Source organism: Synechococcus sp. WH 8109 (assembly GCF_000161795.2).
Taxonomy (GTDB): Bacteria; Cyanobacteriota; Cyanobacteriia; order PCC-6307; family Cyanobiaceae; genus Parasynechococcus.
Genome location: NZ_CP006882.1, coordinates 248,206 through 271,563, shown reverse-complemented (window position 1 = coordinate 271,563; position 23,358 = coordinate 248,206). Strand labels below are relative to the sequence as shown.

25 protein-coding genes, 1 tRNA gene and 1 pseudogene are annotated in these 23,358 nt (G+C 62.1%); 17 read left to right on the top strand and 10 right to left on the bottom strand.

Going from position 1 to position 23,358, the window contains the following annotated elements:
- The first annotated feature begins 70 nt into the window (after positions 1 to 70).
- Together Syncc8109_RS01335 and Syncc8109_RS01330 are read left to right on the top strand one after the other, a co-directional pair.
- Positions 71 to 475: a DUF565 domain-containing protein gene (locus Syncc8109_RS01335; RefSeq protein ID WP_006851363.1), complete on the top strand. Its 405-nt coding sequence runs from the start codon at positions 71 to 73 to the stop codon at positions 473 to 475.
- A gap of 137 nt (positions 476 to 612) precedes the next feature.
- The gene (locus Syncc8109_RS01330; RefSeq protein WP_052327997.1) at positions 613 to 1,464 is read left to right on the top strand and encodes an FAD-dependent oxidoreductase; all 852 of its coding nucleotides are present in this window, start codon (positions 613 to 615) and stop codon (positions 1,462 to 1,464) included.
- Here Syncc8109_RS01330 and Syncc8109_RS01325 read toward each other — a convergent pair.
- Together Syncc8109_RS01325 and Syncc8109_RS01320 are read right to left on the bottom strand one after the other, a co-directional pair.
- The gene (locus tag Syncc8109_RS01325) at positions 1,370 to 2,419 is read right to left on the bottom strand and encodes an aspartate carbamoyltransferase catalytic subunit (protein ID WP_025362049.1); all 1,050 of its coding nucleotides are present in this window, start codon (positions 2,417 to 2,419) and stop codon (positions 1,370 to 1,372) included. The genes Syncc8109_RS01330 and Syncc8109_RS01325 overlap by 95 nt on opposite strands.
- Positions 2,416 to 3,057 carry a DNA-3-methyladenine glycosylase gene (locus Syncc8109_RS01320; RefSeq protein WP_006849664.1) on the bottom strand — a complete coding sequence of 214 codons (642 nt, stop codon included), beginning with the start codon at positions 3,055 to 3,057 and terminating at the stop codon, positions 2,416 to 2,418. Before Syncc8109_RS01320 ends, Syncc8109_RS01325 begins: the two co-directional genes overlap by 4 nt.
- A 28-nt stretch (positions 3,058 to 3,085) precedes the next feature.
- On the opposite strand from Syncc8109_RS01320, the gene Syncc8109_RS01315 reads away from it, so the two are divergent.
- Genes Syncc8109_RS01315 through gatC form a run of 4 tightly spaced genes read left to right on the top strand, consistent with a single transcriptional unit; the run spans position 3,086 to position 5,124 of the window.
- Positions 3,086 to 3,844 carry a queuosine precursor transporter gene (locus tag Syncc8109_RS01315; RefSeq protein WP_006850456.1) on the top strand — a complete coding sequence of 253 codons (759 nt, stop codon included), beginning with the start codon at positions 3,086 to 3,088 and terminating at the stop codon, positions 3,842 to 3,844.
- Positions 3,845 to 3,858: 14 nt separating this feature from the next.
- A complete protein-coding gene (locus Syncc8109_RS12470) occupies positions 3,859 to 4,002 on the top strand; it encodes a hypothetical protein (protein WP_198015263.1) in 144 nt (47 codons plus the stop codon).
- A 43-nt stretch (positions 4,003 to 4,045) separates the two neighbouring features.
- On the top strand, positions 4,046 to 4,834 hold the full coding sequence (locus tag Syncc8109_RS01310) for a creatininase family protein (protein WP_006851654.1): 789 nt from the start codon (positions 4,046 to 4,048) through the stop codon (positions 4,832 to 4,834).
- Entirely contained in the window at positions 4,831 to 5,124 is a 294-nt protein-coding gene (gene gatC / locus Syncc8109_RS01305; RefSeq protein ID WP_006850343.1) for an Asp-tRNA(Asn)/Glu-tRNA(Gln) amidotransferase subunit GatC, read from the top strand. The genes Syncc8109_RS01310 and gatC overlap by 4 nt, the downstream gene beginning before the upstream one ends.
- A gap of 7 nt (positions 5,125 to 5,131) precedes the next feature.
- Here the strand turns inward: gatC and crtR are convergent, their stop codons facing one another.
- Both crtR and Syncc8109_RS01295 read right to left on the bottom strand, forming a co-directional pair.
- The gene (crtR, locus tag Syncc8109_RS01300; RefSeq protein WP_025362047.1) at positions 5,132 to 6,163 is read right to left on the bottom strand and encodes a beta-carotene hydroxylase; all 1,032 of its coding nucleotides are present in this window, start codon (positions 6,161 to 6,163) and stop codon (positions 5,132 to 5,134) included.
- 54 nt (positions 6,164 to 6,217) lie between these two features.
- Positions 6,218 to 6,299 (bottom strand) — tRNA-Leu (locus tag Syncc8109_RS01295).
- Positions 6,300 to 6,353: 54 nt separating this feature from the next.
- On the opposite strand from Syncc8109_RS01295, the gene Syncc8109_RS01290 reads away from it, so the two are divergent.
- Complete coding sequence (locus Syncc8109_RS01290; protein ID WP_025362046.1) at positions 6,354 to 6,848, top strand: Ycf66 family protein; 495 nt, start codon at positions 6,354 to 6,356, stop codon at positions 6,846 to 6,848.
- Positions 6,849 to 6,875: 27 nt separating this feature from the next.
- Positions 6,876 to 9,800, top strand: a complete 2,925-nt coding sequence (gene ileS / locus Syncc8109_RS01285) for an isoleucine--tRNA ligase (protein ID WP_006849909.1) — start codon at positions 6,876 to 6,878, stop codon at positions 9,798 to 9,800.
- Here ileS and Syncc8109_RS01280 read toward each other — a convergent pair.
- Together Syncc8109_RS01280 and Syncc8109_RS01275 are read right to left on the bottom strand one after the other, a co-directional pair.
- Positions 9,785 to 10,078 (bottom strand): hypothetical protein, encoded by a 294-nt coding sequence (locus Syncc8109_RS01280; RefSeq protein WP_045172678.1) that lies wholly within the window; start codon positions 10,076 to 10,078, stop codon positions 9,785 to 9,787. The genes ileS and Syncc8109_RS01280 overlap by 16 nt on opposite strands.
- On the bottom strand, positions 10,078 to 10,689 hold the full coding sequence (locus Syncc8109_RS01275) for a DUF3177 family protein (protein WP_006850679.1): 612 nt from the start codon (positions 10,687 to 10,689) through the stop codon (positions 10,078 to 10,080). Before Syncc8109_RS01275 ends, Syncc8109_RS01280 begins: the two co-directional genes overlap by 1 nt.
- A gap of 69 nt (positions 10,690 to 10,758) precedes the next feature.
- Between Syncc8109_RS01275 and Syncc8109_RS01270 the strand changes: the two genes are divergently transcribed.
- The 4 genes from Syncc8109_RS01270 to Syncc8109_RS01255 are packed head-to-tail and all read left to right on the top strand — an operon-like array spanning position 10,759 to position 15,059.
- Positions 10,759 to 12,054, top strand: a complete 1,296-nt coding sequence (locus Syncc8109_RS01270) for an FIST N-terminal domain-containing protein (RefSeq protein WP_025362044.1) — start codon at positions 10,759 to 10,761, stop codon at positions 12,052 to 12,054.
- Positions 12,055 to 12,078: 24 nt separating this feature from the next.
- Entirely contained in the window at positions 12,079 to 12,783 is a 705-nt protein-coding gene (gene trmB / locus Syncc8109_RS01265) for a tRNA (guanosine(46)-N7)-methyltransferase TrmB (RefSeq protein ID WP_006850208.1), read from the top strand.
- A gap of 9 nt (positions 12,784 to 12,792) precedes the next feature.
- Positions 12,793 to 14,109: an IctB family putative bicarbonate transporter gene (locus tag Syncc8109_RS01260; RefSeq protein ID WP_006850838.1), complete on the top strand. Its 1,317-nt coding sequence runs from the start codon at positions 12,793 to 12,795 to the stop codon at positions 14,107 to 14,109.
- Complete coding sequence (locus Syncc8109_RS01255; RefSeq protein ID WP_006850957.1) at positions 14,106 to 15,059, top strand: BadF/BadG/BcrA/BcrD ATPase family protein; 954 nt, start codon at positions 14,106 to 14,108, stop codon at positions 15,057 to 15,059. The genes Syncc8109_RS01260 and Syncc8109_RS01255 overlap by 4 nt, the downstream gene beginning before the upstream one ends.
- On the opposite strand, the gene glmM is transcribed toward Syncc8109_RS01255, so the two are convergent.
- Entirely contained in the window at positions 15,046 to 16,440 is a 1,395-nt protein-coding gene (glmM, locus tag Syncc8109_RS01250; RefSeq protein WP_006851791.1) for a phosphoglucosamine mutase, read from the bottom strand. The two genes, Syncc8109_RS01255 and glmM, sit on opposite strands and share 14 nt — an antisense overlap.
- 348 nt (positions 16,441 to 16,788) lie before the next feature.
- Between glmM and Syncc8109_RS13140 the strand changes: the two are divergent.
- Positions 16,789 to 18,423: pseudogene (locus Syncc8109_RS13140) on the top strand (transglycosylase SLT domain-containing protein); the annotation flags it as partial.
- Positions 18,424 to 18,555: 132 nt separating this feature from the next.
- On the opposite strand, the gene Syncc8109_RS12765 reads toward Syncc8109_RS13140, so the two are convergent.
- The gene (locus tag Syncc8109_RS12765) at positions 18,556 to 19,059 is read right to left on the bottom strand and encodes a hypothetical protein (protein ID WP_025362043.1); all 504 of its coding nucleotides are present in this window, start codon (positions 19,057 to 19,059) and stop codon (positions 18,556 to 18,558) included.
- 63 nt (positions 19,060 to 19,122) lie between these two features.
- Here Syncc8109_RS12765 and Syncc8109_RS01235 point away from each other — a divergent pair, with 63 nt between their 5' ends.
- Positions 19,123 to 19,698: a thioredoxin domain-containing protein gene (locus Syncc8109_RS01235; RefSeq protein WP_006851041.1), complete on the top strand. Its 576-nt coding sequence runs from the start codon at positions 19,123 to 19,125 to the stop codon at positions 19,696 to 19,698.
- Positions 19,699 to 19,742: 44 nt separating this feature from the next.
- On the top strand, positions 19,743 to 20,465 hold the full coding sequence (thyX, locus tag Syncc8109_RS01230) for an FAD-dependent thymidylate synthase (RefSeq protein ID WP_025362042.1): 723 nt from the start codon (positions 19,743 to 19,745) through the stop codon (positions 20,463 to 20,465).
- An 11-nt stretch (positions 20,466 to 20,476) separates the two neighbouring features.
- Here thyX and dcd read toward each other — a convergent pair whose 3' ends face one another.
- Positions 20,477 to 21,070 carry a dCTP deaminase gene (gene dcd, locus Syncc8109_RS01225; protein WP_006849961.1) on the bottom strand — a complete coding sequence of 198 codons (594 nt, stop codon included), beginning with the start codon at positions 21,068 to 21,070 and terminating at the stop codon, positions 20,477 to 20,479.
- A complete protein-coding gene (locus Syncc8109_RS01220; protein ID WP_006852129.1) occupies positions 21,070 to 21,669 on the bottom strand; it encodes a cob(I)yrinic acid a,c-diamide adenosyltransferase in 600 nt (199 codons plus the stop codon). Before Syncc8109_RS01220 ends, dcd begins: the two co-directional genes overlap by 1 nt.
- 145 nt (positions 21,670 to 21,814) lie before the next feature.
- Between Syncc8109_RS01220 and rph the strand changes: the two genes are divergently transcribed.
- Together rph and ntcA are read left to right on the top strand one after the other, a co-directional pair.
- Positions 21,815 to 22,558, top strand: a complete 744-nt coding sequence (rph, locus tag Syncc8109_RS01215; protein ID WP_006851255.1) for a ribonuclease PH — start codon at positions 21,815 to 21,817, stop codon at positions 22,556 to 22,558.
- Positions 22,559 to 22,616: 58 nt separating this feature from the next.
- On the top strand, positions 22,617 to 23,333 hold the full coding sequence (ntcA, locus tag Syncc8109_RS01210) for a global nitrogen regulator NtcA (RefSeq protein WP_006850810.1): 717 nt from the start codon (positions 22,617 to 22,619) through the stop codon (positions 23,331 to 23,333).
- Positions 23,334 to 23,358: the final 25 nt, after the last annotated feature.

Genomic DNA, 23,358 nt, shown 5'->3' with positions numbered 1-23,358 from the left:
GGTTTTTTTATTGGAATCTCCTATCCGTAGTGTCTGATGCCTGCAGATTGCCTAGGGGTGGTGTAAACAGGTGCTGGCAGGGCATGGCCGGGTGATGGGGATCACTGGTTTCGACCCTGCCTCTTCCCCTGAAACCAGCGCCGTGCGACGGCTTCAATCCACCCGGCTGCAAAACAACGTTGGAGCAGCACTTCAAAGGCTGGATCGATGGGCGCGCAATCCTTGGCGGCGCTTCTCCTTGCTGGCCCTTGCCGGACTCATTGGCTTTTTAATCGGTAGCGCCATCACATCAGTCGCAGGAGTTCTCGGGCAGATGGACCCCATCGCTGCGCTTGTGGTGGTTCTTGGCACTGAACTCACGATTCGGCGCCGACGCAGCTCCGAACCATCACTGAAGCTGCCCCAACAGCTCCTGGATCTTGGTCGTATTGGCTTTCTCTACGGCCTCTTTCTCGAAGGGTTCAAGCTGATCTGAAGCAGAACCGTTCAAAACAGCCAACCAAAATTGCGATTCATACCCTTCGGAAAGAATCCGATGGGATGCAAATGGCAAGCAACCATTACTTCCTGGAGCTTGAACCGCCAGCGGAGCGGTGACGTCATGCGCCGCATGTGGTCATCGTCGGGGGCGGCTTTGCAGGGGTGCACGCCTGCAAGGCCCTGGCCATGGCCGATGTGCACATCACCCTGATTGACAAGCGCAACTTCAACCTGTTCCAGCGCCTGCTTTATCAGGTGGCCACTGGATTGGTCTCAAGAAGTGATGTGGCCACGACTCTGCGCGAACTGGTGGGCAAGCAAGACAACGTGCAGTTGCTGCTGGGGGAGGTCACCAACGTGAACCGCGAAGGCAAAGAGATCGTTTTCTACGGCAAGGCCTACAGCTATGACCATCTGATCCTGACCACAGGATCAGGCAGCACTTATTTCGGCCACGAAGACTGGCGGGCCTTTGCGCCCCCGATGAAAATCCTCGAGCACGCCGAGGAAATAGGCCGTCGTCTGCTGATGGCGATGGAGCAGGCAGAGCAGAAACCGAACCCCCTAGGCACGCCAGTGCCGTCGCCGACCTGCATGGCTTCAAATTTCCGGACGCCTGGGCCTGCTGCTAAGGGCCATCGTTCACCTGGCTTGATCCCCAACCGAGAGAACCGGATCACCTTGAGCATCAAATGGCTGTACGCCCTGGCGACCCGGCAACGGGCCTCGATTCTGCTTAGCGGCATGCCGAGCAAGCATCTGGCCCTGGATGCTGAGGATGCCCACGTCCCTATGGCCAGCGGCAAAGGTCCCTCCATCGCAGAACCCGATGCCGCCCTCAAAGCAGCGATGGATTACTACGCCCATCAACTCAGTGGTCCCCCCAAACTCAGGAGCTGCTCGACACCAAGGGGGCCTCAGTTGCGGACTCGGAAGCTGCCATCAAATAGAGCAAGGCCATCCGGGTCGGCACGCCATTCCTGACCTGCTCTTCCACAAGGCTGAGGCGCGGGTCATCCAGAAGCGACCCACTCAATTCGACGCCGCGATTGACCGGGCCGGGATGCAGTACTGGAACGTTCTCTCCGCAGAGCTGCATCCGCTCATGGGTCAGCCCGAAGTCCCGGTGATAGCGCTCCAAGCTGGTGAGCAACTGCTGGCCCATCCGTTCCTTCTGAAGCCGCAAGGTCATCACAGCATCGGCGCCCGGCAGCGCATGCTCCAGGCGCCGCACCACGCTGACCTTGCCCCGTTGCGGCACCGGATCCTTCAGCAGACCCGGGGGCGGCGCATCCACAAAGGAAGCAAACTCCTCTGGAACGAGGCTGGGAGGACCGCACAACACCACATCCGCGCCACAGGCCGTCAAAGCCCAGAGATTGGAACGGGCCACCCGCGAGTGAAGGATGTCTCCAACAATCACAATCCGGCGTCCTTGCAGCGCTTCCGGCATGGGGTACTGGGGCGAGAAATGCCGGGCAAGAGTGAGCAGATCCAGCAGTCCCTGACTGGGATGACTGTGAAGTCCATCGCCCCCATTGAGCACCACGGTGCGCTCACCCATCTGCTGCAGATCCAGCGCCAGCTGCTGCGGCACACCGGTGGAACGGTGGCGCACCACCAGAACGTCGGCGCCCATGGCCACATAGGTGCGCGCCGTGTCGAGAACGCTTTCCCCTTTGCTGAGTGAGCTGCTGGAGGGTGAAAAGCTCATCACGTCTGCCGACAGACGCTTGGCCGCCAACTCAAAACTGCTGCGGGTTCGGGTGCTGGGCTCGAAGAACAGCGTTGCCACAAGACGGCCCTGCAAGGCGGGCAGTTTGCGGGCACCAGTGATCGGCAGCAAACGAAACCGCTGGGCGAGCTCAAGCACGGCAGCAAAATCTTCCCGCGCAAACGATGCGAGATCAAGCACGTGTCGATGCGGCCAGCCACTCATGACGGCGACTCCAGCGATGGCGACCAGCACTGTGACTGAGGCGGTATGCGATCACCCCGATCACGCCTGCTGACACTGCGACTGCTCCGCAGGTACCAGCGCCATGGTGTTGCAGCGCCCTGGGAGATGCCGATCCGGGTGGTTGTCACAAGATCCTGGCTGGCAAATGTGTTTGACCTTGGGGCCATCCACACGTCATGTTCGCCCGTCACCGGACGGCTGTCATCACGGCGATCAAGCCCGAAACGACGTGCTAGCAGACCGGGCCCTGCCGCAATCCGCTCCGGTTCATCGGGAAGTGCCACGGCACGGAGCAACACGCCGTTGGCCCAATCGGCCCGATCGGTGACCACATTCACGCAGTGGTGGATGCCGTAGCTGACATACACATAAAAACGCCCTGGCTCACCGAACAGGGTTTCGTTTTGCGGTGAACGGCGGCGGTAACCGTGACAAGCGGGATCGTCCTGGGAATAGGCCTCAGTTTCAACGATCACGCCCCAGAGCAGGCTGCCTTTGTCTTGGCGTTTCACCAACCTGCAGCCCACCAGATCGGGCCCCACGATCTGAGCCGGACGGGCAAAAAAATTGAGCGGAAGCGAAACGAAATCGATGACAGGCTGCCGGCTGGCGGCCACGCTTGTTTCAGCTTGAACGTTGCAGGCTGTGGACAGCAACCTCCAGGCACGGCGTGATGGTGTGTTTCTGGTGCTGGCGGGTTTGTTCCTTGGAACCCTCGGCATGCTCAACATTTTGGGCCTGACGCGCTTCCTGCAACTGGGCAGCATCGGCGGCTGGCCGATCGTGGTGGCCATTGGCGCACTGCCTTACCCGATCACGTTCCTCTGCACTGATCTGATCAGCGAACTCTGGGGAGAACAGAAAGCCAATCAAGTGGTGTGGGTCGGGCTGCTGCTCAACGGCTGGGTGCTGCTGATCCTCTGGCTGGGGGGCGTTCTGCCGGGCATGAGCGGCAGCGATGACAGCACCTTTCGCACCATTCAGCAGCTCAGTTTCGGTTCGGTTGGCGCCTCAATGGTGGCCTACCTCACGGCGCAGTTCGTGGACGTGCGGCTGTTCCATTTCTGGAAACAGCTCACCAAAGGCAAAGCGCTCTGGCTGCGCAACAACGGCTCCACCCTGGTGAGCCAGTTGGTGGACACCAGTGCAGTGGTGCTGATCAGCCATTACGGCGCCCATGTGCTTCCCATGCAGCCGGAACGGTCCGTGCTGCCCCAGCTGATCAGCTTCATTGGCAGCGGGTACCTGTTCAAAGTGCTGGCAGCGTTGACCGACACGCTTCCCTTCATATGGCTCACGGGATGGCTGAGGGAGTGGCTGGACATTCCTGAAGAAGAAGGCGAACTCACAACAGAAGCAACGTCATCGATGCATGAAGGGCGCATCCACTCCAAACTGAGATGAGTTCAGGCCAGGTGATGAACGCAGCCACCTCCAGCTTCAACCTCGGCACTGTGCTTCTCGCCAGCATCGTGCTGTTCCCCTTGGCCTGTCTGTTCTTCGGAACCCGCGGCGGCTACTACAACACCGATCAGTACGACGGCAACGGCACCGCCCACTGACCGGCCGGAGTTGAGCGATCATCAAGTCACTGGTCCAGCCTGAATGACCGCTGCAACTCCCGGTCCTGTCGACAGCACGGACGCCATTCGCCTCGCCCTGCGCAGTTGGCCTGAAGTGGAGAGCTACCTCCAAGGCTGCAAGGGGGTGATCATTCCCCTGGGATCCACCGAGCAGCACGGCCCCACAGGCGCCATCGGCACCGACGCCCTTACCGCAGAGGCGGTGGCCCTTGAGGTGGGTCGTCGCACAGGCGTTTTGGTCACCCCAGCTCAAGCCTTCGGCATGGCGGAACACCACCTTGGTTTCGCGGGAACGATGAGCCTGCAGCCGGCAACGCTTCTGGCCGTTCTGCACGACCTGGTGTTGTCCCTGGGCCGGCATGGCTTCGAACGGGTATTCGTGATCAATGGCCACGGCGGCAACATTGCAACGGCCAAAGCCGCCTTTGCCCAGGCCCACGGCACCGCCACCACCCGCAATCTCCCCGTTGCCCCGCAGCTGCGTTGTCGGCTGGCCAACTGGTTCATGGCCGGCCCCGTGATGCGCCAGGCGCGCGATCTGTACGGCAACAAAGAAGGCCATCACGCCACGCCCAGCGAAATCGCTGTCACCCTCGCGGTGGAGCCGAGCCTGCAGAGCAAGCAGCGACCGCTGCCCGACCCTGCGCCGGCAGGCCCCATTCATGGACCGGACGACTTCCGGCGCCGTCACCCCGATGGACGCATGGGGTCCCATCCCTCCTTGGCCACCGCCCAGCATGGTGACGCCTTGCTGGAGACAGCCGCCACCGCGTTGAGCGAGGATCTGCGCACGTTCCTCGGCGAGTCATGAGCCAGATTTCCAGCGACGACGTCCGCAAGGTGGCCCAGCTCGCCCGCCTTGATCTTCCCGAGGACAAGATTGCGACCTACACCGATCAGCTTGAGTCAATCCTCGAGTACGTGAGTCAGCTCCAGCAGGTGGACACCGAAGACGTTCCGGAAACCACCCGAGCCGTGGAGGTGACCAACGTCACCCGGGCCGATGGCGTGCAGCCGACCCCCGTTCGGGAAGACATCCTCAACCAGGCACCCCAGAGAGAGGGTGACTTCTTCCGGGTTCCGAAAATCTTGGCCGACTGAACCCAGATCAGCGGGACATCGAGCGTTTAGGCTCGGTTTTGATCGCGATGCGATCAACAAAACTGAGCCAGTGGCGACGCAGCCCCCGTCCTGGCATGAAACGGGCTGCACGCCTCATCTTTCCGCTGCGGCGCTTGTGGCTGCGCACTCCCACAAGGATGTCGTAGAGGAAGTTATAGCCATCCCGGCGGGTCTCAAAAATGCCCAGCCTTTGGGGAGATCCCTTGGAGTCGAGCAGAGGCTTGGTGGCCTCATAGGCCGGTTTGTATTCAAACCAGGGAATGGATGGCCAGAGGTGATGAACCAGGTGATAGTTCTGCCCCATGATCAGCCAGTTCATCAGCCTGCCTGGATAGATCCGGGCATTCGTCCAGCGGTTGCGGGAGGTGAAGGGCCGATGCGGGAGGTAGTCGAAGAACAACCCCAGAGTCACGCCCACCATCAGGGCAGGGGCAAACCAGCAGTTGAAGATGAAAGGCAGGAAGTCAAAGCGTGCCGCCGCCAGCACAATCACCACAAAAATGCTGCGCTCCAGCCCCCACTGCATCAACTCCCAGCGGCGCCAGAGGCGACGCTGAAAGAAAAACCACTCGTGATAGAAAAATCTCGGGGCGATCAGCCAGAGCGGTCCGAACGTGCTGACGATGTGGTCCGGGTCGTTCTTCGGGTCATTCACGTGGACGTGATGCTCAAGATGCACCCGCGTGAACACGGGAAAGCTGAACCCGAGCAACATCGCCGAGCCATGGCCCATGGCCTGATTGATCCATCGATTGGGATGGGCTGCGTTGTGGCAGGCGTCATGAATAACCGTCCCTTCCAGATGCAGCGCCAGAAAGCCCGTGCACAGCAGCACCGGCAGGGGTAAGGCCGCCACAAACCAGCCCCAGATGGTCAGAGCCGCCAGGGCATAACCGCCAAGGAAGAGCCCGACGGTGGGGTTCCAGAAGGCCGGCGGGTCAACGAATTCGCGCGGAACCGAGCGATAGCCCACTCCAACCGGACGAGGCTGCTGTTGTTGAGCAGTGCTCTGATGCATCCGGAGGTCAGGCAACAAGTCTGTATCGATCCCAAACCACGGTAGGGAAAGGAATGCCCACCGGGGGACTTGAACCCCCACGACCAAAGCCACTGGTACCTAAAACCAGCGCGTCTACCAATTCCGCCAGGTGGGCAACGCCCTGACTCTAGAGATCGCCCCAGAATGGGAGCAGACCGCCACACCACGGATGCTTGCGACCCTCAGCGGCGATCTCTGCCTCCTGCTCGGCCTGGCACTCCTGCTGCTTCCCCTTCTGGCCGTTGAACTCAGTCGTCCCCGCGATGGTGTTTGGGGCGCGGTGGTCTTGCTGCTGGGTCTCGTTCTGGTCACCAGCACAGACCGTCTGCGGGGAGCGCCGATGCTGGCAGTTCTCTGCGCCGGCCTGTTGATCGCACGCTTGGGATCCGAGGTCGGACAGGCCCGCTGGAACAGCCTCAGCGAAACCGAGCAGCAGCGGTTCACCTCGCTCGATCATTGGCGTACCAGCCTTCAACAACTTTTGATCACCACTGGCCGAGTGGGCGAAGGCATCAGCGGCATCGCCAAACAACTCAAACCGGCCGGGAAATCAGGGGTTACGGGCAAAAAATGGGTGCGTCCCGAGCCCCCTGAAACCTCTGACGCAAGCGACACAGAACCAGCCGAAGCAGCCGAGGTCACATCTCCAGAGGGCGAAGACTGATAATCCCGAGGACAGAGCAGGGACCCCGTGAGCAAGGAGACGCGCGACGCCGCCGCTGAGGAACGTCCCTCCTACAAACACACGCTCAATCTGCTGCAGACGGGATTCGGCATGCGCGCCAATGCCGTCCAACGCGAACCTGAACTGCAGGGCTTCTGGAAAGACCACGGCATCGACGGCGAGCTGGGCCTGAACAACAGCGGCCCAACCTTCACCCTCCATGACGGCCCGCCCTACGCCAACGGTGCTCTGCACATGGGGCATGCCCTCAACAAGGTGCTGAAGGACATCATCAACAAATATCAGGTGTTAAGAGGGCGGCGGGTGCACTACGTACCTGGCTGGGACTGCCACGGCCTGCCGATTGAGCTCAAGGTGCTGCAGTCGATGGATCAGGAGCAGCGCAAGGCGCTGACACCGATCAAGCTGCGCAAAAAAGCTGCCGCCTACGCCCGCAAACAGGTGGATGGCCAGATGAAGGGCTTCCAGCGCTGGGGCATCTGGGCGGACTGGGAGCAGCCGTATCTGACTTTGCAAAAGGGGTACGAATCGGCTCAGATTCGGGTGTTTGGCGAGATGGTGCTCAAGGGGCACATCTACCGGGGTCTGAAACCGGTGCACTGGAGCCCGAGTTCACGCACCGCTTTGGCCGAAGCCGAACTGGAGTACCCCGACGGCCACACCAGTCCCAGCGTCTACGCCGCCTTCCCAGCCGTGGAGCTTCCAGCGGCGCTGCGGGATGCATTCAAGGCAGAGGGTCTGGACCTGCCCACGGAGATGGACGCCCTTGGGAAGGCCCTGCAGGTGGCGATCTGGACCACCACCCCCTGGACGCTGCCAGCCAACCTGGCGGTGTCGGTGAATGAAAGGCTCGATTACGCCCTGGCCGACGACGGCGCAGGCAGACTTCTGCTGGTGGCTGCCGATCTGATCGAGACGCTGAGCGGCACCCTGGCGCGCCCACTGAGCCGGCGCGTCACCGTAAAAGGCGCTCTGCTCGCTGGGCTGACCTACCGCCACCCACTGCTGGATCGCTCCAGTCCGGTGGTGATCGGGGGCGATTACATCACCACCGAATCGGGCACAGGCCTCGTGCACACCGCGCCTGGTCACGGCGTCGACGACTTCCACACCGGCCAGAAGAACGGCCTGCCGGTGCTCTGCCCTGTGGACGAAGCCGGCAACCTCACGGAAGAGGCCGGGCCGTTCGCGGGCCTGAATGTGCTCAAGGATGCCAACCCCAAGATTATTGAGGCGCTGGAGTCCGCCGGGGCTCTGCTCAAGCAGGAGGCCTATGGCCACCGCTACCCCTACGATTGGCGCACCAAGAAACCCACCATCTTCCGGGCCACGGAACAGTGGTTTGCCTCCGTGGAAGGGTTCCGTCAACAGGCCCTTGATGCGATCGCCGCAGTGGAGTGGACCCCTGCTACCGGTCGCAACCGGATCGAATCGATGGTCAAGGAGCGGGGCGACTGGTGCATCTCCCGTCAGCGCACCTGGGGGGTGCCAATCCCCGTGTTTTATCACCGCAGCAACGGCGAGGTGCTGCTGAACGCCGACACCCTGGAGCACATCCAGGCGTTGATCGCCGAGCACGGTGCCGACATCTGGTGGGAGAAAGACGAAGCGGATCTGCTTCCGCCCGCGTACGCCGAGCAGGCCGACCAGTGGCGCAAGGGCACAGACACCATGGACGTGTGGTTCGACTCCGGCTCAAGCTGGGCTGCCGTCGCTAGCCAGCGGGACAACCTGAGCTATCCCGCCGACCTGTACCTGGAAGGGTCCGACCAGCACCGCGGCTGGTTCCAGAGCTCACTGCTCACCTCTGTTGCCGTGAATGGACACGCTCCTTACAAGCGGGTGCTCACCCATGGCTTCGCCTTGGATGAGAAGGGCCGCAAGATGAGCAAATCCCTCGGCAATGTGGTCGACCCGATGGTGATCATCGAGGGGGGGAAGAACCAGAAACAGGAACCGCCCTACGGCGCCGATGTGCTGCGGCTCTGGGTGAGCTCGGTGGATTACTCCGCCGATGTGCCGATCGGAGCCGGGATTCTGCGCCAGCTGGCCGATGTGTATCGCAAGGTGCGCAACACCAGCCGCTATCTGCTTGGCAACCTGCACGACTTCAATCCGGCAACCGACGCGATCCCGATTGCGGAACTGCCGTTGCTGGACCGCTGGATGCTGCAGCGCACGGCCGAGGTGATGGACGACATCACAGAAGCCTTCGAAAGCTTCGAGTTCTTCCGCTTCTTCCAGCTGCTGCAGAACTTCTGCGTCACCGATCTGTCGAACTTCTACCTCGACATCGCCAAGGACAGGCTCTACGTGAGCGCCCCCGCCGACCAGCGCCGGCGCAGCTGCCAGACCGTGATGGCTCTGATCATCGAACGCCTCGCCGGACTGATCGCGCCTGTCTTGTGCCACATGGCCGAAGACATCTGGCAGAACCTGCCTTACACCGTGAAGGAGACCTCGGTCTTCCACCGCAGCTGGCCGAAGGTCCCAACCGAATGGCGTGATGCTGCTCTCAGCGCTCCGGTTCAGGAGCTGCGGGAGCTCCGTGCCGCAGTCAACAAAGTGCTTGAAGATTGCCGCGGCCGTCAAGAACTTGGCGCATCGCTTGAGGCAGCCGTGCGGATTGATGCCCGCCGTCCGGAACTCCAGGCCGCTCTCTCCTGGCTGAGTGAGACGGGGGATCCCGATGTGGACGGTCTGCGGGACTGGCTGCTGGTCTCACAACTGCAGATTGGCGGCGAGCCCTGGGCCGAAGTGCTGGCCAGCCAGGACGACGAGCTCGCATCGATCGAGGTGAGCCGAGCGCGGGGAACCAAATGCGAGCGCTGCTGGCACTACGAGGGGGATGTGGGTCAGCACCCAGAGCATCCCCACATCTGCGGACGCTGTGTTGGCGTTCTGGAACGCCGGACTCACCAGTTGGCCTGAGCCAGGAGATCGTTCGGCGGCATCGGTCCAGCCAGGACAACCTCCTGGTCGGGCGACAAGGGCCCCTGCAGCAGCTCAGCCTGATCCAGGCTTGTTCCCTCAGGGAGAACAGAAGCATCAGGGTCAAAGGCGGTTGGATGGGTGGTGCTGCTGCTGAACCCACGGAAGATCAGCAACTCAAACGGCTCATCCCCAACCTGACCCCGCAGGCGGACAACCCGCTGGTGCTGAACACGCGTTCGCTCCTCCAGGGCCTGAACCAGCGCCTGGTCAGTCATCAGAAATCCCCCGCCACGCGGCCGTAACGGGGCAAACGCACCAGCAGCCACTGCAACAGACCAGCCAGGTAAGCCACCAGGGCGACATACCCCACAAAGGCAGCAACGGCCTCGGTCCACAAACCACCGAACAGAAAATTGAACACCGTGGCCGCAAGACCATGGATGCCCTGAGGAGCTTCCAGCCAGGTGAGGCATACCGGGGACTCCAGCTGATGCATGCAGCCCAAACCCGTCACGCTCATACCCAAGCTGAGGAAAGCAAACCCACTGAATGCCCAACGCCACACCTTCACGGCAAGGGGCAGCGGACGCCAGGACGGCTGGTCGGCCAGCTCGTCATTGATGTCGACCCAGAACCACAGGCTGATCACCATCAACACCGGTGCGATTACCGCCATGGCGTAGCCCAAGGGCCGCTGATCCGTCAGCAGCAACAGGCTGATCGCCATCAGGCTGGCCACCTTCCAGTAGATCCCCAGCAGCCGCAGCATCAACAGCTCGCGACGCCAGGCTGACCAGATCAACATGACCAAAGGCACACCAACGGCGAAGGTGGCGGCCAAGCGATAGGTCAGCCACACCAGAGCGCGGTACGTGAGCTCGTTCACTGGGGACTGTCACAGTGTCGCCATTATCAACGTCCTGAGCTGTGCTCCAGGGTTGATAGGGTCCGCTTCATGGCACCATTCGCACCGTTCAGCTGGTTTCGCTCCGTGGGCGCTGAAGCCAGTTGCCGGACGGGATTGTCTGGCAAAGCGTCCCTGGACGAAGCCGTAAGGGATGTGGTCGAGCAACTGGGCCGATCCAAGGGCGAAGCCGATCTCGCCCTCGTCTTCACCTCCACGGGTTACGCCACCGACCTGCCGCGGCTGCTACCGATGCTGCGCGCCCAGATCAGCGCGAAGCATTGGATCGGATGCACCGGTGGCGGCGTGGTGGGCACCCGCGGCGACGGCACCGCCTCGGAACTGGAGCAGACACCTGCTTTGAGTGTGACGCTGCTCTCCCTGCCGGGGGCATCGATCGCCACCCAACACCTGAGCACAGAGGAGCTGCCTGATCTGGATGGAGCCGCCCAGAAATGGCAAGACTGGGTTGGCATTACCCCCGAGGCTGCCCGCAGCCAGATCCTGCTGATCGACCCCACCAGCAGTGGAATCAATGACCTGATCAGCGGGCTGGACTACGCCTATCCGAGTGCCGAAAAGATTGGCGGCATCGCAGCCCCCCATAACAGCCCGCACGGATCGCTGTTGCTGGATGACCACGTCGTCACCGGCGCAGTGGTGTGTTCCATCGGTGGGAGCTGGCGACTCGAAACCGTTGTGGCTCAGGGCTGCCGCCCCATCGGCCCGGTCTTCTCAGTCGAGCAGGTGCAGCGCAACGTGTTGCTGGAACTGAGTGATGGCAGCACCAAGGCCAGCCCCATCAATTGCCTGCAACGGGTTTTGGCCGACCTCAGCGAACGGGAGCGCGAACTGGTGCGTCACTCGTTGTTCCTCGGTGTGGAACGCAGCAGCCTGCGGCTGAACGCCAACCGAGGAGCCTCAGAAGCGAGTGCCTTCCTGATCCGCAACCTGATCGGAGTCGATCCCAACAATGGCGCCGTGGCCGTTGCTGAGCGGGTGCGCGCCGGCCAAAACGTGCAATTTCACCTGCGCGAAGCCACTGCCTCCCAGGACGAAGCCGTTGCCCTGCTCAAAGCAGCGACAGCTGATTCAGGCGACGCGGTCCATTTCGGACTGCTCATGGCCTGCCTGGGACGGGGCCAGGGGCTGTTTGGTCGTGCCGATGGCGACATCAGCCTGGCGCGTCAACTGATGCCAGACCTGCCTGTGGCGGGAGCGTTCTGCAACGGTGAGATCGGACCCGTCGGAGGGACAACACATCTTCATGGCTATACCGCCTGCTGGGGCTTGCTGCGCCAGGACCCCGACAGCTCCGCTGGCAGTGGCTCTGACAATCTCGATTGAACCGGATCGCACCGCTTCAGAACCTTGCGTCAGCACGTCAATCCACTCAGCAGCTTCTTCCAGTTGCCGCTGGAACTACCACCACCCGAGCTGCTGTTTCGCGTTCCTGATCAGCCGATCCACCTTGATATCGGCTGCGCCCGTGGACGGTGCCTGCTCGGCCTGGCCGAGCGTGATCCCCACTGGAATCATCTCGGCGTTGAAATCCGCCGACCGCTAGTGACGTCTGCCGATCAAGACGCGCTCGCCTCGGAGCACGGCAATGTTCGGATCCTTTTCTGCAACGCCAACATCAGCCTGGAAGGCTGGATGAAGGCCCTAAAGCAGGACCGATTGCAACGGGTATCGATCCAATTCCCCGATCCCTGGTTCAAACGAAGGCACCACAAGCGCCGGGTCTTGCAACCTGCTCTGCTCCTGGCAATCGCAACGGCCCTCCAACCAGGCCGTGAGCTGTTTCTGCAGAGCGATGTTCTTGACGTGATTGAGCCGATGGTTGCTCTCACCGAACTCAGCGCCTGTTTTGACCGCCCCGCCGAGGACCAACGTCCATGGCGAGCCAGCAACCCGCTTTCGGTTCCCACGGAACGGGAGCGCTACGTGCTTGAGCAAAACCTCCCCATCTACCGGGTGCTCTATCGCCGGAACCAGAATCCACTTCCTTCCGTGTCAGATCTGGAACAGCGCTGGCAGGAGATCGATAATCCGGCGGAAGCACTCACCACCTGAAGCCCCACGATGGCCTCTGCGGATGCAACCCAGACGGCGAACGGCGGGGCCCTGTTGGTGCGCTGGCAAGGGTTGATCACTCCGGATCAGGCGGTGTTTAAACGCCTTGAAAGGCTGGCGGGACTTCTGCTGCTGGCGTTGTTCACGGGTCTTCCTTTCTTCACACGCACAGGCCTTGCCCTGGTGATTGCAGCCTGCGACGTTCTGTGGCTGCTCTGGTGCCTCTGCAGTCCTCCACCACAGCGCATAGGAACCATCTCGCGCTGGCTGATGCTTTTTCTGGCCATCGCGATTGTGGCCACGGGGTGTTCTCCAGTTCCAATCGCCGCCAGCAAAGGCCTGTTCAAACTGCTCAGCTACCTGGGCGTTTATGCCTTGCTCTGCAAGCTGCTGCTGAGCAACAGCCGATCGTGGGACCGACTGATCGCCGGACTGCTGAGTGGCGGCTTGTTCAGCAGTGTTCTGGCTTTGCGACAGCTATATGCCTCCACCGAGGAACTGGCGGGCTGGGCCGATCCGAATTCCATCAGCGCCGGCACCATTCGGATCTATGGCCCCCTGGGAAACCCCAACCTCCTGGCGGGTTACCTATTGCCGCTGATTCCCTTCGCAGCGATCGCACTGGTGCGCTGGCGTGGTGTGGGAGCCCAGCTGTTTGCCGGGACCACACTGGTGTTGACAGCAATAGCCACGCTGTTCACTTACAGCCGCGGCGGCTGGCTGGGGATGGTTGCTGCCGGTGCCGTGCTGCTGTTGTTGCTCCTGCTGCGCTGGACACGCCACTGGCCTCCGCTCTGGAGACGTCTGGTACCTCTGACGGTGCTGCTGGTTGGAGCCACTTGCATTGTGGTGGCGGCCACCCAGATCGATCCGATCCGCACGCGCATCACCAGCCTGCTGGCGGGACGGGGGGATAGTTCCAACAATTTCCGTATCAACGTCTGGATGGCGGCCATCCAGATGGTGCAAGACCGTCCCTGGTTGGGCATCGGCCCCGGCAATACGGCGTTCAACAGCATCTATCCCCTGTATCAGCAACCGAAGTTCAACGCCCTCAGTGCCTACTCCGTTCCCTTGGAAATCCTGGTGGAAACCGGCATTCCCGGGCTGCTGGCCTGCCTGGGATTGCTGGCCAGCAGCCTGAGGCAGGGCCTCAACCAGCTCAATGCCGATGCTCCAAGCGCCTTGGCATCCATCGCCAGCCTCGCTGCCATCGCTGGCCTGCTGATGCAGGGCAGCACCGACACGATCTTCTTTCGCCCCGAAGTGCAGCTGATCGGCTGGTTTGCTCTGGCCAACCTGGTGAGTAGACCCAGAGAATCATGAGACTGCTCGCTGGATTCGATGCCGGACAGACGCACACCCGCTGCCGTCTCAGCATGGTTCAAAACGGCTTGCACCAGCCTGTTGGGGAAGGCGAGGGCCCCGGAGTCAGCCACCTGGATGCCCCCCAGGGTGAACGTCGTTTCCTCGAGGCGATCAGCACCAGTGCGCAGCAGGCCCTCAACAATCACCCCGATGGCGTGATCCAGGCGGCTGTTGTGGGAGCCAGCGGCATCGAACACGGAACAGCGTTGCAACAGCGTGCTGAACGTTTGGTGGGGCAAGCGCTGGCCATCGGTGATGACACAGGGTTGAGCAAGGTTCTGGTCACTGGAGACGAACGCACCGCCTTGCGAGGTGCGATCCCTGAAGGCGCAGGAATCCTGGCGATCAGCGGCACCGGGATGATCGTGCTGGGCCGAGACGAGAACGGCCATGAACACCGCTGTGGCGGCTGGGGATGGCTGCTCGATGGAGCCGGCTCGGCCTTTGATCTCGGCCACCAGGGATTGCAACTGACCCTGCGCATGGCCGATGGACGCCTGCCGGACCATCCTCTGCGCCTGCAGATCTGGAATCAGATGGGCTGCGACAGCCACGCCGCGGTGAAAGCCCGGGTGGTGCAGCAGGACTTCGGCACGGCGGACGTCGCGGCCTTGGCTCCACTGGTGGTGGAAGCAGCAGCCAAGGACTGCCCGGGTGCGGAGGAGATCGTTAAGGGATCGGCAACAGCCCTCTCTAGCTGTATCAGCACCGTGGCCCAGCAGCTTTCCCTGCGCTCCCCCCTGGTGGTCTGCCATGGGGGAGCCGTCACCCATCTCCAGGCGTTCCGCACGGCCGTGCAACAGGCCATCCATCAGTCGATTCCCGAAGCCCGATGGGGCAAGGCCAAGGGCGATGCCTGTGATGGCGCACTCCTGATGGCCGAGGCCTTAAGCCTCAGGCCGCGTTGAGATGGTCCTCGGCAACGGCGGCCAGATGCCCCGTCCAATGCTCCACAGCGTCCGACTGCTCGGCTTCCACCATCACCCGCAACACGGGCTCCGTGCCACTGGCCCGCACCAAAATGCGACCGGTCTCGCCCATCGACTGCTCCGCTGAAGCAATGGCGTCGGTCAGAGCGTTGCAGGCGCTCCAGTTCTTACGGCGCAAACGGTCCATCACCCGCACATTGACCAATTTCTGCGGATAGGCCTGGAAACTGCTGTCCAACCAATCGCTGAGGCTGATGCCCTGGGCATGGCACAAGGTGGCCAACTGAACGGCGGTCAGAACACCATCGCCACACAGCCCATGGGAGGCGGAAAGGATGTGGCCGGATTGTTCTCCACCGAGGCCCGCGCCACTGGCAACCATGGCGGCATGAACGTGCTGATCTCCCACCGGCGTGCGATCGAGGGTGCCGCCCCGCTGCTGCCAGGCACGCTCGAAGCCAAGGTTCGACATCACAGTGGCCACCAACCGCTGATCGGGGAGCGCCTGATGCTCCTGCAGTACGGATCCCCAGAGGAACAGCACGTGGTCGCCGTCGATGATGCGGCCCCGGCCGTCCACCGCCAGCATCCGATCGGCATCACCGTCAAAGGCAAAACCCATCGCCGCGCCGCGCTCGATCACAGCCCGTTGCAGCGGTTCCAGATGAGTTGACCCGCAAGCCACGTTGATGCGGGAGCCATCGGGTTCCCCATGGAGAACCGTGAGATCAGCCCCCAGGGCACGGAAGGCATCGGCACCACACGCCGTCGCGGATCCCCAGCAGAGGTCCAAAACGACGGGAACGCCATCCAGTCGCCGTTCAGCCACCGATTGCTGCAACAACTCTCTGTAGCCATCCAGGAGATCGGTGCTGGATCGCGCCACACCGCAGCGGAATGTTGCTTGCTCAGCCATGGGCGTCTGCCCCTGCAGACCGGCTTCCACCTGGGCTTGACGGGAAGCGCTGAGTTTGGCGCCATCGGCACCAAACACTTTGATGCCGTTGTCTGGAGGGGGGTTATGGCTGGCGGAGACCATCAACCCGCCGGCGGCCCCCAGCTGGCGAATCAATAACGGAACCGCCGGCGTCGGACAGAGCCCAAGGGTCCACACATCTCGACCAGCGGCCGTCAAGCCGGCCGTAAGGGCAGCAACTACCATGCTGCCGCTGGTCCGGGAGTCCATCCCGATCAGAACAGGACCTTCAACCTGCAGAACCCGACCGACCCAGTAGCCCACCTGAAGACACAGGGCGGGGGTGAGAACCGTGCCGGCGAGCCCACGGATCCCATCGGTTCCAAACCCTGGCGCAGCGTCACCGAGAGCGGGGCCAATCGGGGAGCACGCCTTTTGAACCATGGGTCTCAATCGTGGACAGCACCATAGGAAGCACCTCTGAGACTGATTCCCAAGGACGTGACAGGTGCAGCTCTGCCCTCCACGACCCGCAGGCGATCAAAGGCTCACCAACTGTCTTCGAAGCATCAGAATGAATCGAGCTCCAGGTTGGGTGTGCAGGCAGGCCCGCGAATCGGAACGCTGCTGCTGCTTTCGGTTGCTGGTTTCAGTGGGTTGACTGCATGGGGCGGGCAGCTGCTACTGAACAAGCAGCATCAGCGCCTCACGCCTGAGGTCTCGCAGGCAAGGCTCTGGCAGCACTACCGCTGGGCCATCGATCCGCAGACCCGTCGAGAGGCCGCCCTGTTGATGGTGGCCAGGGATGGGTCACCGCAACTGCTCCATGGCCAAGGCTGGGGGCGCGATCCAATGGCGGCCGTGGTGCTCGAACGTGCAGCCCTCACCGCCGCCGCCCAGGGCAAGCCATCAGACGCGGCTGAGACCTGGCAGCTCCTGTTGGATCGCTTTCCCGAAGCACCCGGCTCCGCTTGGGCTCGATTGGCGCTTGGCAACAAAAAGCCCGTTCTTCACCAGCAGCTGCTCCAACAGCAACCGGCGCACCCCGCAGCACTGACCTTGGCGGCTCGGGATGGCTCCAAAGCGCTGGCAAGCCATCAAGGCGCCCTGCACCTGGCCCGTTGGAATTCGCGCCGAGCCGGCGCCCTTGGGCTGATGCGTGACGCCTGCCAGGCCACGGGAGCGCAGGCACCTCAACCCGACCAACGCGAAATCTTGGCGCAAGCACTGGCAAAACAAGGTCATGCCGACACCGCACTGACCTGTCTTAAGGAGCTTGAGGCCTCCCCAGAGACCCAGCTAGCCATCGGTCATTCCCTGCTGCTGCATGGCAACCCTGGTGCAGGTACAGCCCGGCTGCTAACCCTGGCGCAGAGCCACCCAAACCACCCCGCCAGCCTTGAAGCAGCAAGGATCTTGAGCGAACCGCTCGATGCCCAGCCTGGAGTGCTGGATGCCCTTCCGGCTGCCCTTGAGGAGCGCTCAGCCGCTGTCGCCGCAGCTCGCGTGCGACTCGCCGGCGGCGATGGGGCGGATGCCGCCCTGAGCCGCTGGCCCAACAACCCCGACATCTGGCAACTCCAATGGGACCTCGCCCGCGAGGCATTTCTGGCTGGAGATTGGGATCGTGCCCGCACCCTGCTGGAACGCCCCGATGAGGATGGCCCCCTCCCACCACCATTGGAGACGCGGCGGCTGTTCTGGTTGGGGCTTAGCCACAAGCAACTCGGCGAGACGACGAAGGCAGAACGCACCTGGCGCCGCCTGATCGGGGTCTTCCCCGGGGGCTACTACCGATGGCGCGCCATGGAGCAGCTGGATATGGCCGAACCCCTGGCGTTGCGATCCCCAGACCCGCAGCAGGAGCCACCAGCCTGGCAACCGCTCAACAGCCATCACCGCCTGGTAAATGAGCTTTGGCGCCTAGGCCAGGTGCACGCCGCCTGGGAGGCCTGGCAGGCCCAGGCCGATCCTGCCGTCCCGACGCCACCCGAGGAACGTCTCGCCGAAGGCAGGCTGCGCCTTGCCGTCGGGGACACCTGGATGGGACTGGACCAGCTCTGGTGGCTCAGCCTCCGCTGGCGTGAGCCGAGCTGCCATCAACGGACTCTTCTGCATCGCAGCCAATTCCCTCGCCTCTTCGAAGCTGAGATACAGACAGCGGCAGAGCAAGCAGGCATTCAAGCCAATCTGCTGCGAGCGATAGCCAAACAGGAATCACGCTTTGCTCCTGGTGTCGTCTCCCCTGCTGGGGCCGTAGGGGTGATGCAATTGCTGCCCTCTACGGCCACAGAGATGGCTGACGCACCAACCAGTACGGCAATGCTGAAGGATCCCGCCGACAACTTCGAACTGGGCGCGCGCTACCTCAACCACCTGCTGGAGCAATGGGAGAACGACCCCTTTCGCAGCATTGCCAGTTACAACGCCGGGCCTGGTGCTGTGGCCTCTTGGGCGCAACCCACGGATCAAGTCGACGATGAGCTCTGGGTGGAACGCATTCCCTACCCGGAAACACGCTTCTACACCAAGAAAGTGCTGGACAATCTGCTCGGCTACCTAGGCGGCAAACAATCGTTCTGCAAAGAGAGTGGCGGTGGGGTGGGGCAGAAGCGTGCCGGCGACGATGCCAGCGATCACGACCAAACTCATCAAAAGCAGGCAAATCCCGGCGGCGGGCAGAACACCGATGCGGATGAGATCGAGCCTGGCCAACAGCACGGCTGAGGCCAAGATCAAAACGTCGGTGAGCACATTGAGCTTCAGCAGGTAGATGCCACCGGTGATCACCACCAGCAGCGTGACCACCAACGTCATCACCCGGCTCGATGCCATCAGCAACGACACCTGGCGCAACAGCAGATCGGGCATGGTGCAGAAGACGACAACCACCTGGGTCTGAAGCAGCACGAAACCCCAGAACCAGGCCGCACTCACGCCATAGGGAGACGTGAAGGAGGGCTGAACAATCTGCCAATGGTTGCCGAGCACAACCGCAACGAGAAACAGCACCGTCAGCAACGGCGCACGAACCGGAAGGCTCAGCAGTCGCAGAATTGGCATGGAATCAAGGTAGCGGCGGCCTCTCGAAGGAGCTGCCAGAGTGATCGCTGCGGTTGACGTGCGATGACAGGCACCCCGGAGTCTTCGCCCCTGGGCATAGCGCAGCGATGGGTGCTGGTGCTGATTGCGGTGGCTCTGGCCACCGGCCTGGTTGTCCTCCGCGGTGGCATTCAGAGCGAAAGCCCGATGGAGCAGCTGGCGAGACGATCCCTCGACCCACAAACAGCGTTAACCAACGGCCGCCCAACGCTGATCGAGTTCTACGCCGATTGGTGCCAGGTCTGCAGAGAGATGGCCCCTTCGATGCTGGATTTGGAGAAGCAATCGCGAGATCGACTCGATGTTGTTCTGGTCAACGTCGACAACCCCCGTTGGCAAGATCTTGTTGATCGCTACGACGTCAACGGCATTCCCCAGTTGAACCTGTTCAACGCTGAGGGGGAAGCCAAGGGGCGATCCCTCGGTTTTCGCAGCGCTGAGGAGCTCCAGCTGCTCACCACAGCACTGCTTGAAAATCAGCCGTTGCCGGCCTTACCTGGCGTCGGCAACATCAGCCAGCTGCTGACGCCCCCCTCTGCGAACAAGGCGATGGCAGGGGCCTCGAGCCCAGCCAACGCGGGGCCCCGCAGCCATGGTTGACACGCCTCGCCATGATCACCACAACTCGTCACTCTGACGCTCCCATGGACCGCTTTCGGGTCGATCTGATCGCAGCTACGCCGAACCCGCAGCAATGCGTGTACGCCGCCATGCATCAGGACTACAGCGAAGGATTCGTGGCCGAAGATCGTGCCAACTGGCCAGATGAGCAGCGGGCTGGAGAGATCTGTGTAAAACGCCTGCTGTCTGGAGAACGCGGCCACTACGGCCCGATGGAGCATGCGCAGATCGTGCTGAACGTGGGCTGGTTCCCGCACTCGGTGATGCAGCAGGCCCGCACCCACCGGGTTGGAGTGAGCTTCGATGTGCAATCGATGCGTTACACCGGTGAACGCATCTGCCGTGCAGCGGATGGAGCCCTGGACCTGGAAGAGGTGTTCTATCTGCGGCCCATCGGTATGTACAGCGATCGACAGGGCAAGAAATACGCCTACACCGAAGCATTACGCCAACAGGATCTTGATCTCTGCCGGAGCGCCGCAGAGCGCTACAGGGATCTGCTCAGGGCCGGCTTCGCCGAGGAGCACGCCCGCGGCATCCTTCCCTTCGACTACCGCCAGCATTTTGTGGTGAGCTTCAGCCTGCGAGCGTTCCTGCACTTCATGGATCTGCGGGCCAAGCTCGATGCCCAGCTCGAGATCCGCCAGCTCTGTGATCTGATGTGGCCCCACATGGTGGAGTGGGCCCCTGAATTTGCAGCCTGGTACTCAAAGAGCAGGCTGCACCGGGCGCGTTTGGCCCCCTAATCAGGAGAGAACTAGACCTTGGCCAGCGTCACCCGTTCCGGTTGGTGCTGGTACTTGCCTTGTCGATCGCTGTAGGTCGTCGAGCAGGGATCACCCTCAAAAAACAGCAGCTGACAGATGCCCTCATCGGCATAGATGCGGCAGTCAGCACCGGAACTGTTACTGAATTCAAGGGTGAGGTGACCCTCCCAGCTCGCTTCTGCCGGGGTGGTGTTCACGATGATTCCAAGACGGGCATAGGTGCTCTTGCCCAAGCAGATCACGGTGATGTTGGGGGGAACGCGCAACTTCTCCAAGGCCACACCGAGGCCATAGGAATGGGCCGGGAGAATGAAATAACGCCCGTCTTCATCCTCATGAAGGGGAGTGGGTTCGAGGTTGGCAGGGTTGAACCGCTTGGGGTTCATCACCGTGCCTGGAACATGCCGGAAGATCAGAAATTCCTGGGGAGAGAGGCGTAAGTCGTAGCCGTAGGAGGAGCAACCAAAACTCAGCACTGGCCGCAGCTTCTGCTCCGGCTCCAGGTGACGGACCAGACCGCTCTGGAATGGCTCGATCATTCCCTGCCCGGCCTGTTCGGTGATCCAGCGATCGCACTTGAGCATCAGAAACCTCGGCGCAACTCCGTGACTTGATCTGCCATCTCCACCACACCGGCGGGGATGGCAGGTCCAGTGATGATCACATCCATCGAAGCGGGCCGCTGCTCAAGGGCTGCAATCACGTCCGCTTCATCCAGGTATCCGAAGGCCACTGCCAGGCCGATTTCATCCAACACCAACTGGTCAAGATCTCCCTGGATCAGATGCTGGCGGCAAATGGACCAAACCTCAGCCACCGCCTCCGCGCCACCTGGATGCCCCGGCGAGGAGAGGCAGAGGGGAACTTGCGGCCGCAGCCAGACAAGGCCTCCGCAAAGCTGCACCCGGCCGGCCGGTCCTTGCTGCACACCCCCTTTGAGGAACTGACTGATCAGAACACGACTGCCCAAGCCGGCAGCTCGCATGGACTGGCTGAGCACACTGGCGAAACTACCTCGATAAGGCGCCGTATGCACTTGCAGCTGCCCTTCGGGAGCCACCAGATGTATGGGTGGCGAGTTAGAGACGTCAGGCAAGGGCCTCAGGCCCGCCCGCTGTAAGGCCTGCTGATCCCGATCCAGGGAATTCTGGAAGGATTGGGGGTCGGCGAGGCTTGTGGTCATCACGGAAGCATCTGTCCGGGCGACCCCGGCAAGACCTTGAATGTAGCGGCGAGATCACATTCCACAAGGGGATTGACACCACCCATGGTGTTTGGACAGGGCGAGAACCAACCGCCTGCGAGGCTTGACGAACTGCACACCACCGATGAGTCAATCCCCTGAACAACGCACTGATGGCCGTCGCCCGCAGCAGTTGCGACCGTTCTCGGTGAACTGGAATCCCATGGGGTTTGCCTTGAGCTCTCTTGTGGTTCACACCGGCCGAACCGCTGTTCTCTGCAGCGTTTGCTTGGAGGACAAGGTTCCCCGCTGGCGCAAGGGAGAAGGGTTCGGATGGCTCAGCGCCGAATACCGGTTGCTGCCAGGATCCACCCCACAGCGGCAATCACGGGAGCTGATGAAACTCTCGGGTCGCACCCAGGAAATTCAGCGGCTGATTGGCCGAAGCCTGCGCGCCGTGATCGACATGGAGCGCCTAGGGGAGCGCACCTTGCTGATCGACTGCGACGTGATCCAAGCGGACGCCGGCACCCGGACGGCCTCGATCACCGGGGCTTGGCTCGCCCTGGACCAGGCCTGCCGATCACTGGTGGACCAAGGAGTCCTGGAGCAATCGCCCCTGATCGATCAGGTGGCGGCGGTATCCGTGGGCTTGGTTGATGGCCAGGCCTTGCTGGATCTGGACTACAGCGAAGACAGCCGTGCCGAGGTGGACCTGAACGTTGTGCAGTCCGGCGATGGCCGTCTGCTAGAAATCCAGGGGACTGCGGAGGGTGCGCCCTTCAGTCGCAGCCAACTCAATGAGCTGCTGGATCTAGCAGAGCCGGGATTGACATCCCTGATGCAGGCGCAACGCCAGGCCTTCAACGAGCACAGCAGCGTTACGTAATAACCGCTACATGGCCGCCACCGCCGGCTCCGTAACTTCGCTTCAACAGGGGGTTGTCATGACCAGTAGCCGAGGTTTCAGCCGATACGCCCCGCAGATGGTGGCTCCAGCTCCCAGCGCAGAGCCCGCCAACCGTTCTCTGTTGGAGATCATCCGGGATCTCGATGGCGCCAGCAGTGAACTGGTGGATCGCAACAAGACCATCTTCTTCCCCGGAGATCCCGCAGAACGGGTGTATCTGATCCGCCGGGGAGCCGTTCGTCTATCCCGCGTCTACGAATCAGGAGAAGAGATCACCGTTGCCCTGCTCCGCGAGAACAGCCTCTTCGGGGTGCTGTCGCTGCTGACAGGTCAACGGTCCGACCGCTTCTATCACGCTGTGGCCTTCACCCGGGTCGAAATGGTGACGGCACCGGCGACCTCCGTAAAGGCCGCCATCGAAGCAGACACCAGCGTTGGCCTGCGATTGCTTCAGGGTCTCTCCAGCCGGATTCTGCAGACCGAGACGATGATTGAAACCCTCACCCATCGGGACATGTCATCCCGGCTGGTGAGCTTCCTGCTGGTGCTTTGCAGGGATTTCGGAGTAGCGGATGAGCTGGGCATCACCATCGACCTGCGCCTGTCCCATCAGGCCATCGCTGAAGCAATTGGCTCAACACGCGTCACAATTACGCGTCTGCTGGGAGACTTGCGTCAGTCCGGTCTGGTTCAGATTGACCGCAAGAAAATCACGGTTCTGGATCCGATCGCGCTGGCCAAGCGCTTCAGCTAGGCCTGCCATCGCACGACTTGTGCAG

What these genes read in the sequence shown, in the direction of transcription:
- Syncc8109_RS01325 (WP_025362049.1), bottom strand. Translation starts at nt 2,419, where the DNA reads ATGAGTGGCTGGCCGCATCGACACGTGCTTGATCTCGCATCGTTTGCG.
- Syncc8109_RS12470 (WP_198015263.1), top strand. Translation starts at nt 3,859, where the DNA reads ATGAACGCAGCCACCTCCAGCTTCAACCTCGGCACTGTGCTTCTCGCC.
- Syncc8109_RS01310 (WP_006851654.1), top strand. Translation starts at nt 4,046, where the DNA reads ATGACCGCTGCAACTCCCGGTCCTGTCGACAGCACGGACGCCATTCGC.
- gatC (WP_006850343.1), top strand. Translation starts at nt 4,831, where the DNA reads ATGAGCCAGATTTCCAGCGACGACGTCCGCAAGGTGGCCCAGCTCGCC.
- crtR (WP_025362047.1), bottom strand. Translation starts at nt 6,163, where the DNA reads ATGCATCAGAGCACTGCTCAACAACAGCAGCCTCGTCCGGTTGGAGTG.
- Syncc8109_RS01290 (WP_025362046.1), top strand. Translation starts at nt 6,354, where the DNA reads ATGCTTGCGACCCTCAGCGGCGATCTCTGCCTCCTGCTCGGCCTGGCA.
- Syncc8109_RS01280 (WP_045172678.1), bottom strand. Translation starts at nt 10,078, where the DNA reads ATGACTGACCAGGCGCTGGTTCAGGCCCTGGAGGAGCGAACGCGTGTT.
- Syncc8109_RS01270 (WP_025362044.1), top strand. Translation starts at nt 10,759, where the DNA reads ATGGCACCATTCGCACCGTTCAGCTGGTTTCGCTCCGTGGGCGCTGAA.
- Syncc8109_RS01260 (WP_006850838.1), top strand. Translation starts at nt 12,793, where the DNA reads ATGGCCTCTGCGGATGCAACCCAGACGGCGAACGGCGGGGCCCTGTTG.
- Syncc8109_RS01255 (WP_006850957.1), top strand. Translation starts at nt 14,106, where the DNA reads ATGAGACTGCTCGCTGGATTCGATGCCGGACAGACGCACACCCGCTGC.
- glmM (WP_006851791.1), bottom strand. Translation starts at nt 16,440, where the DNA reads ATGGTTCAAAAGGCGTGCTCCCCGATTGGCCCCGCTCTCGGTGACGCT.
- Syncc8109_RS12765 (WP_025362043.1), bottom strand. Translation starts at nt 19,059, where the DNA reads ATGCCAATTCTGCGACTGCTGAGCCTTCCGGTTCGTGCGCCGTTGCTG.
- Syncc8109_RS01235 (WP_006851041.1), top strand. Translation starts at nt 19,123, where the DNA reads ATGACAGGCACCCCGGAGTCTTCGCCCCTGGGCATAGCGCAGCGATGG.
- thyX (WP_025362042.1), top strand. Translation starts at nt 19,743, where the DNA reads ATGGACCGCTTTCGGGTCGATCTGATCGCAGCTACGCCGAACCCGCAG.
- dcd (WP_006849961.1), bottom strand. Translation starts at nt 21,070, where the DNA reads ATGCTCAAGTGCGATCGCTGGATCACCGAACAGGCCGGGCAGGGAATG.
- Syncc8109_RS01220 (WP_006852129.1), bottom strand. Translation starts at nt 21,669, where the DNA reads ATGACCACAAGCCTCGCCGACCCCCAATCCTTCCAGAATTCCCTGGAT.
- rph (WP_006851255.1), top strand. Translation starts at nt 21,815, where the DNA reads ATGAGTCAATCCCCTGAACAACGCACTGATGGCCGTCGCCCGCAGCAG.
- ntcA (WP_006850810.1), top strand. Translation starts at nt 22,617, where the DNA reads ATGACCAGTAGCCGAGGTTTCAGCCGATACGCCCCGCAGATGGTGGCT.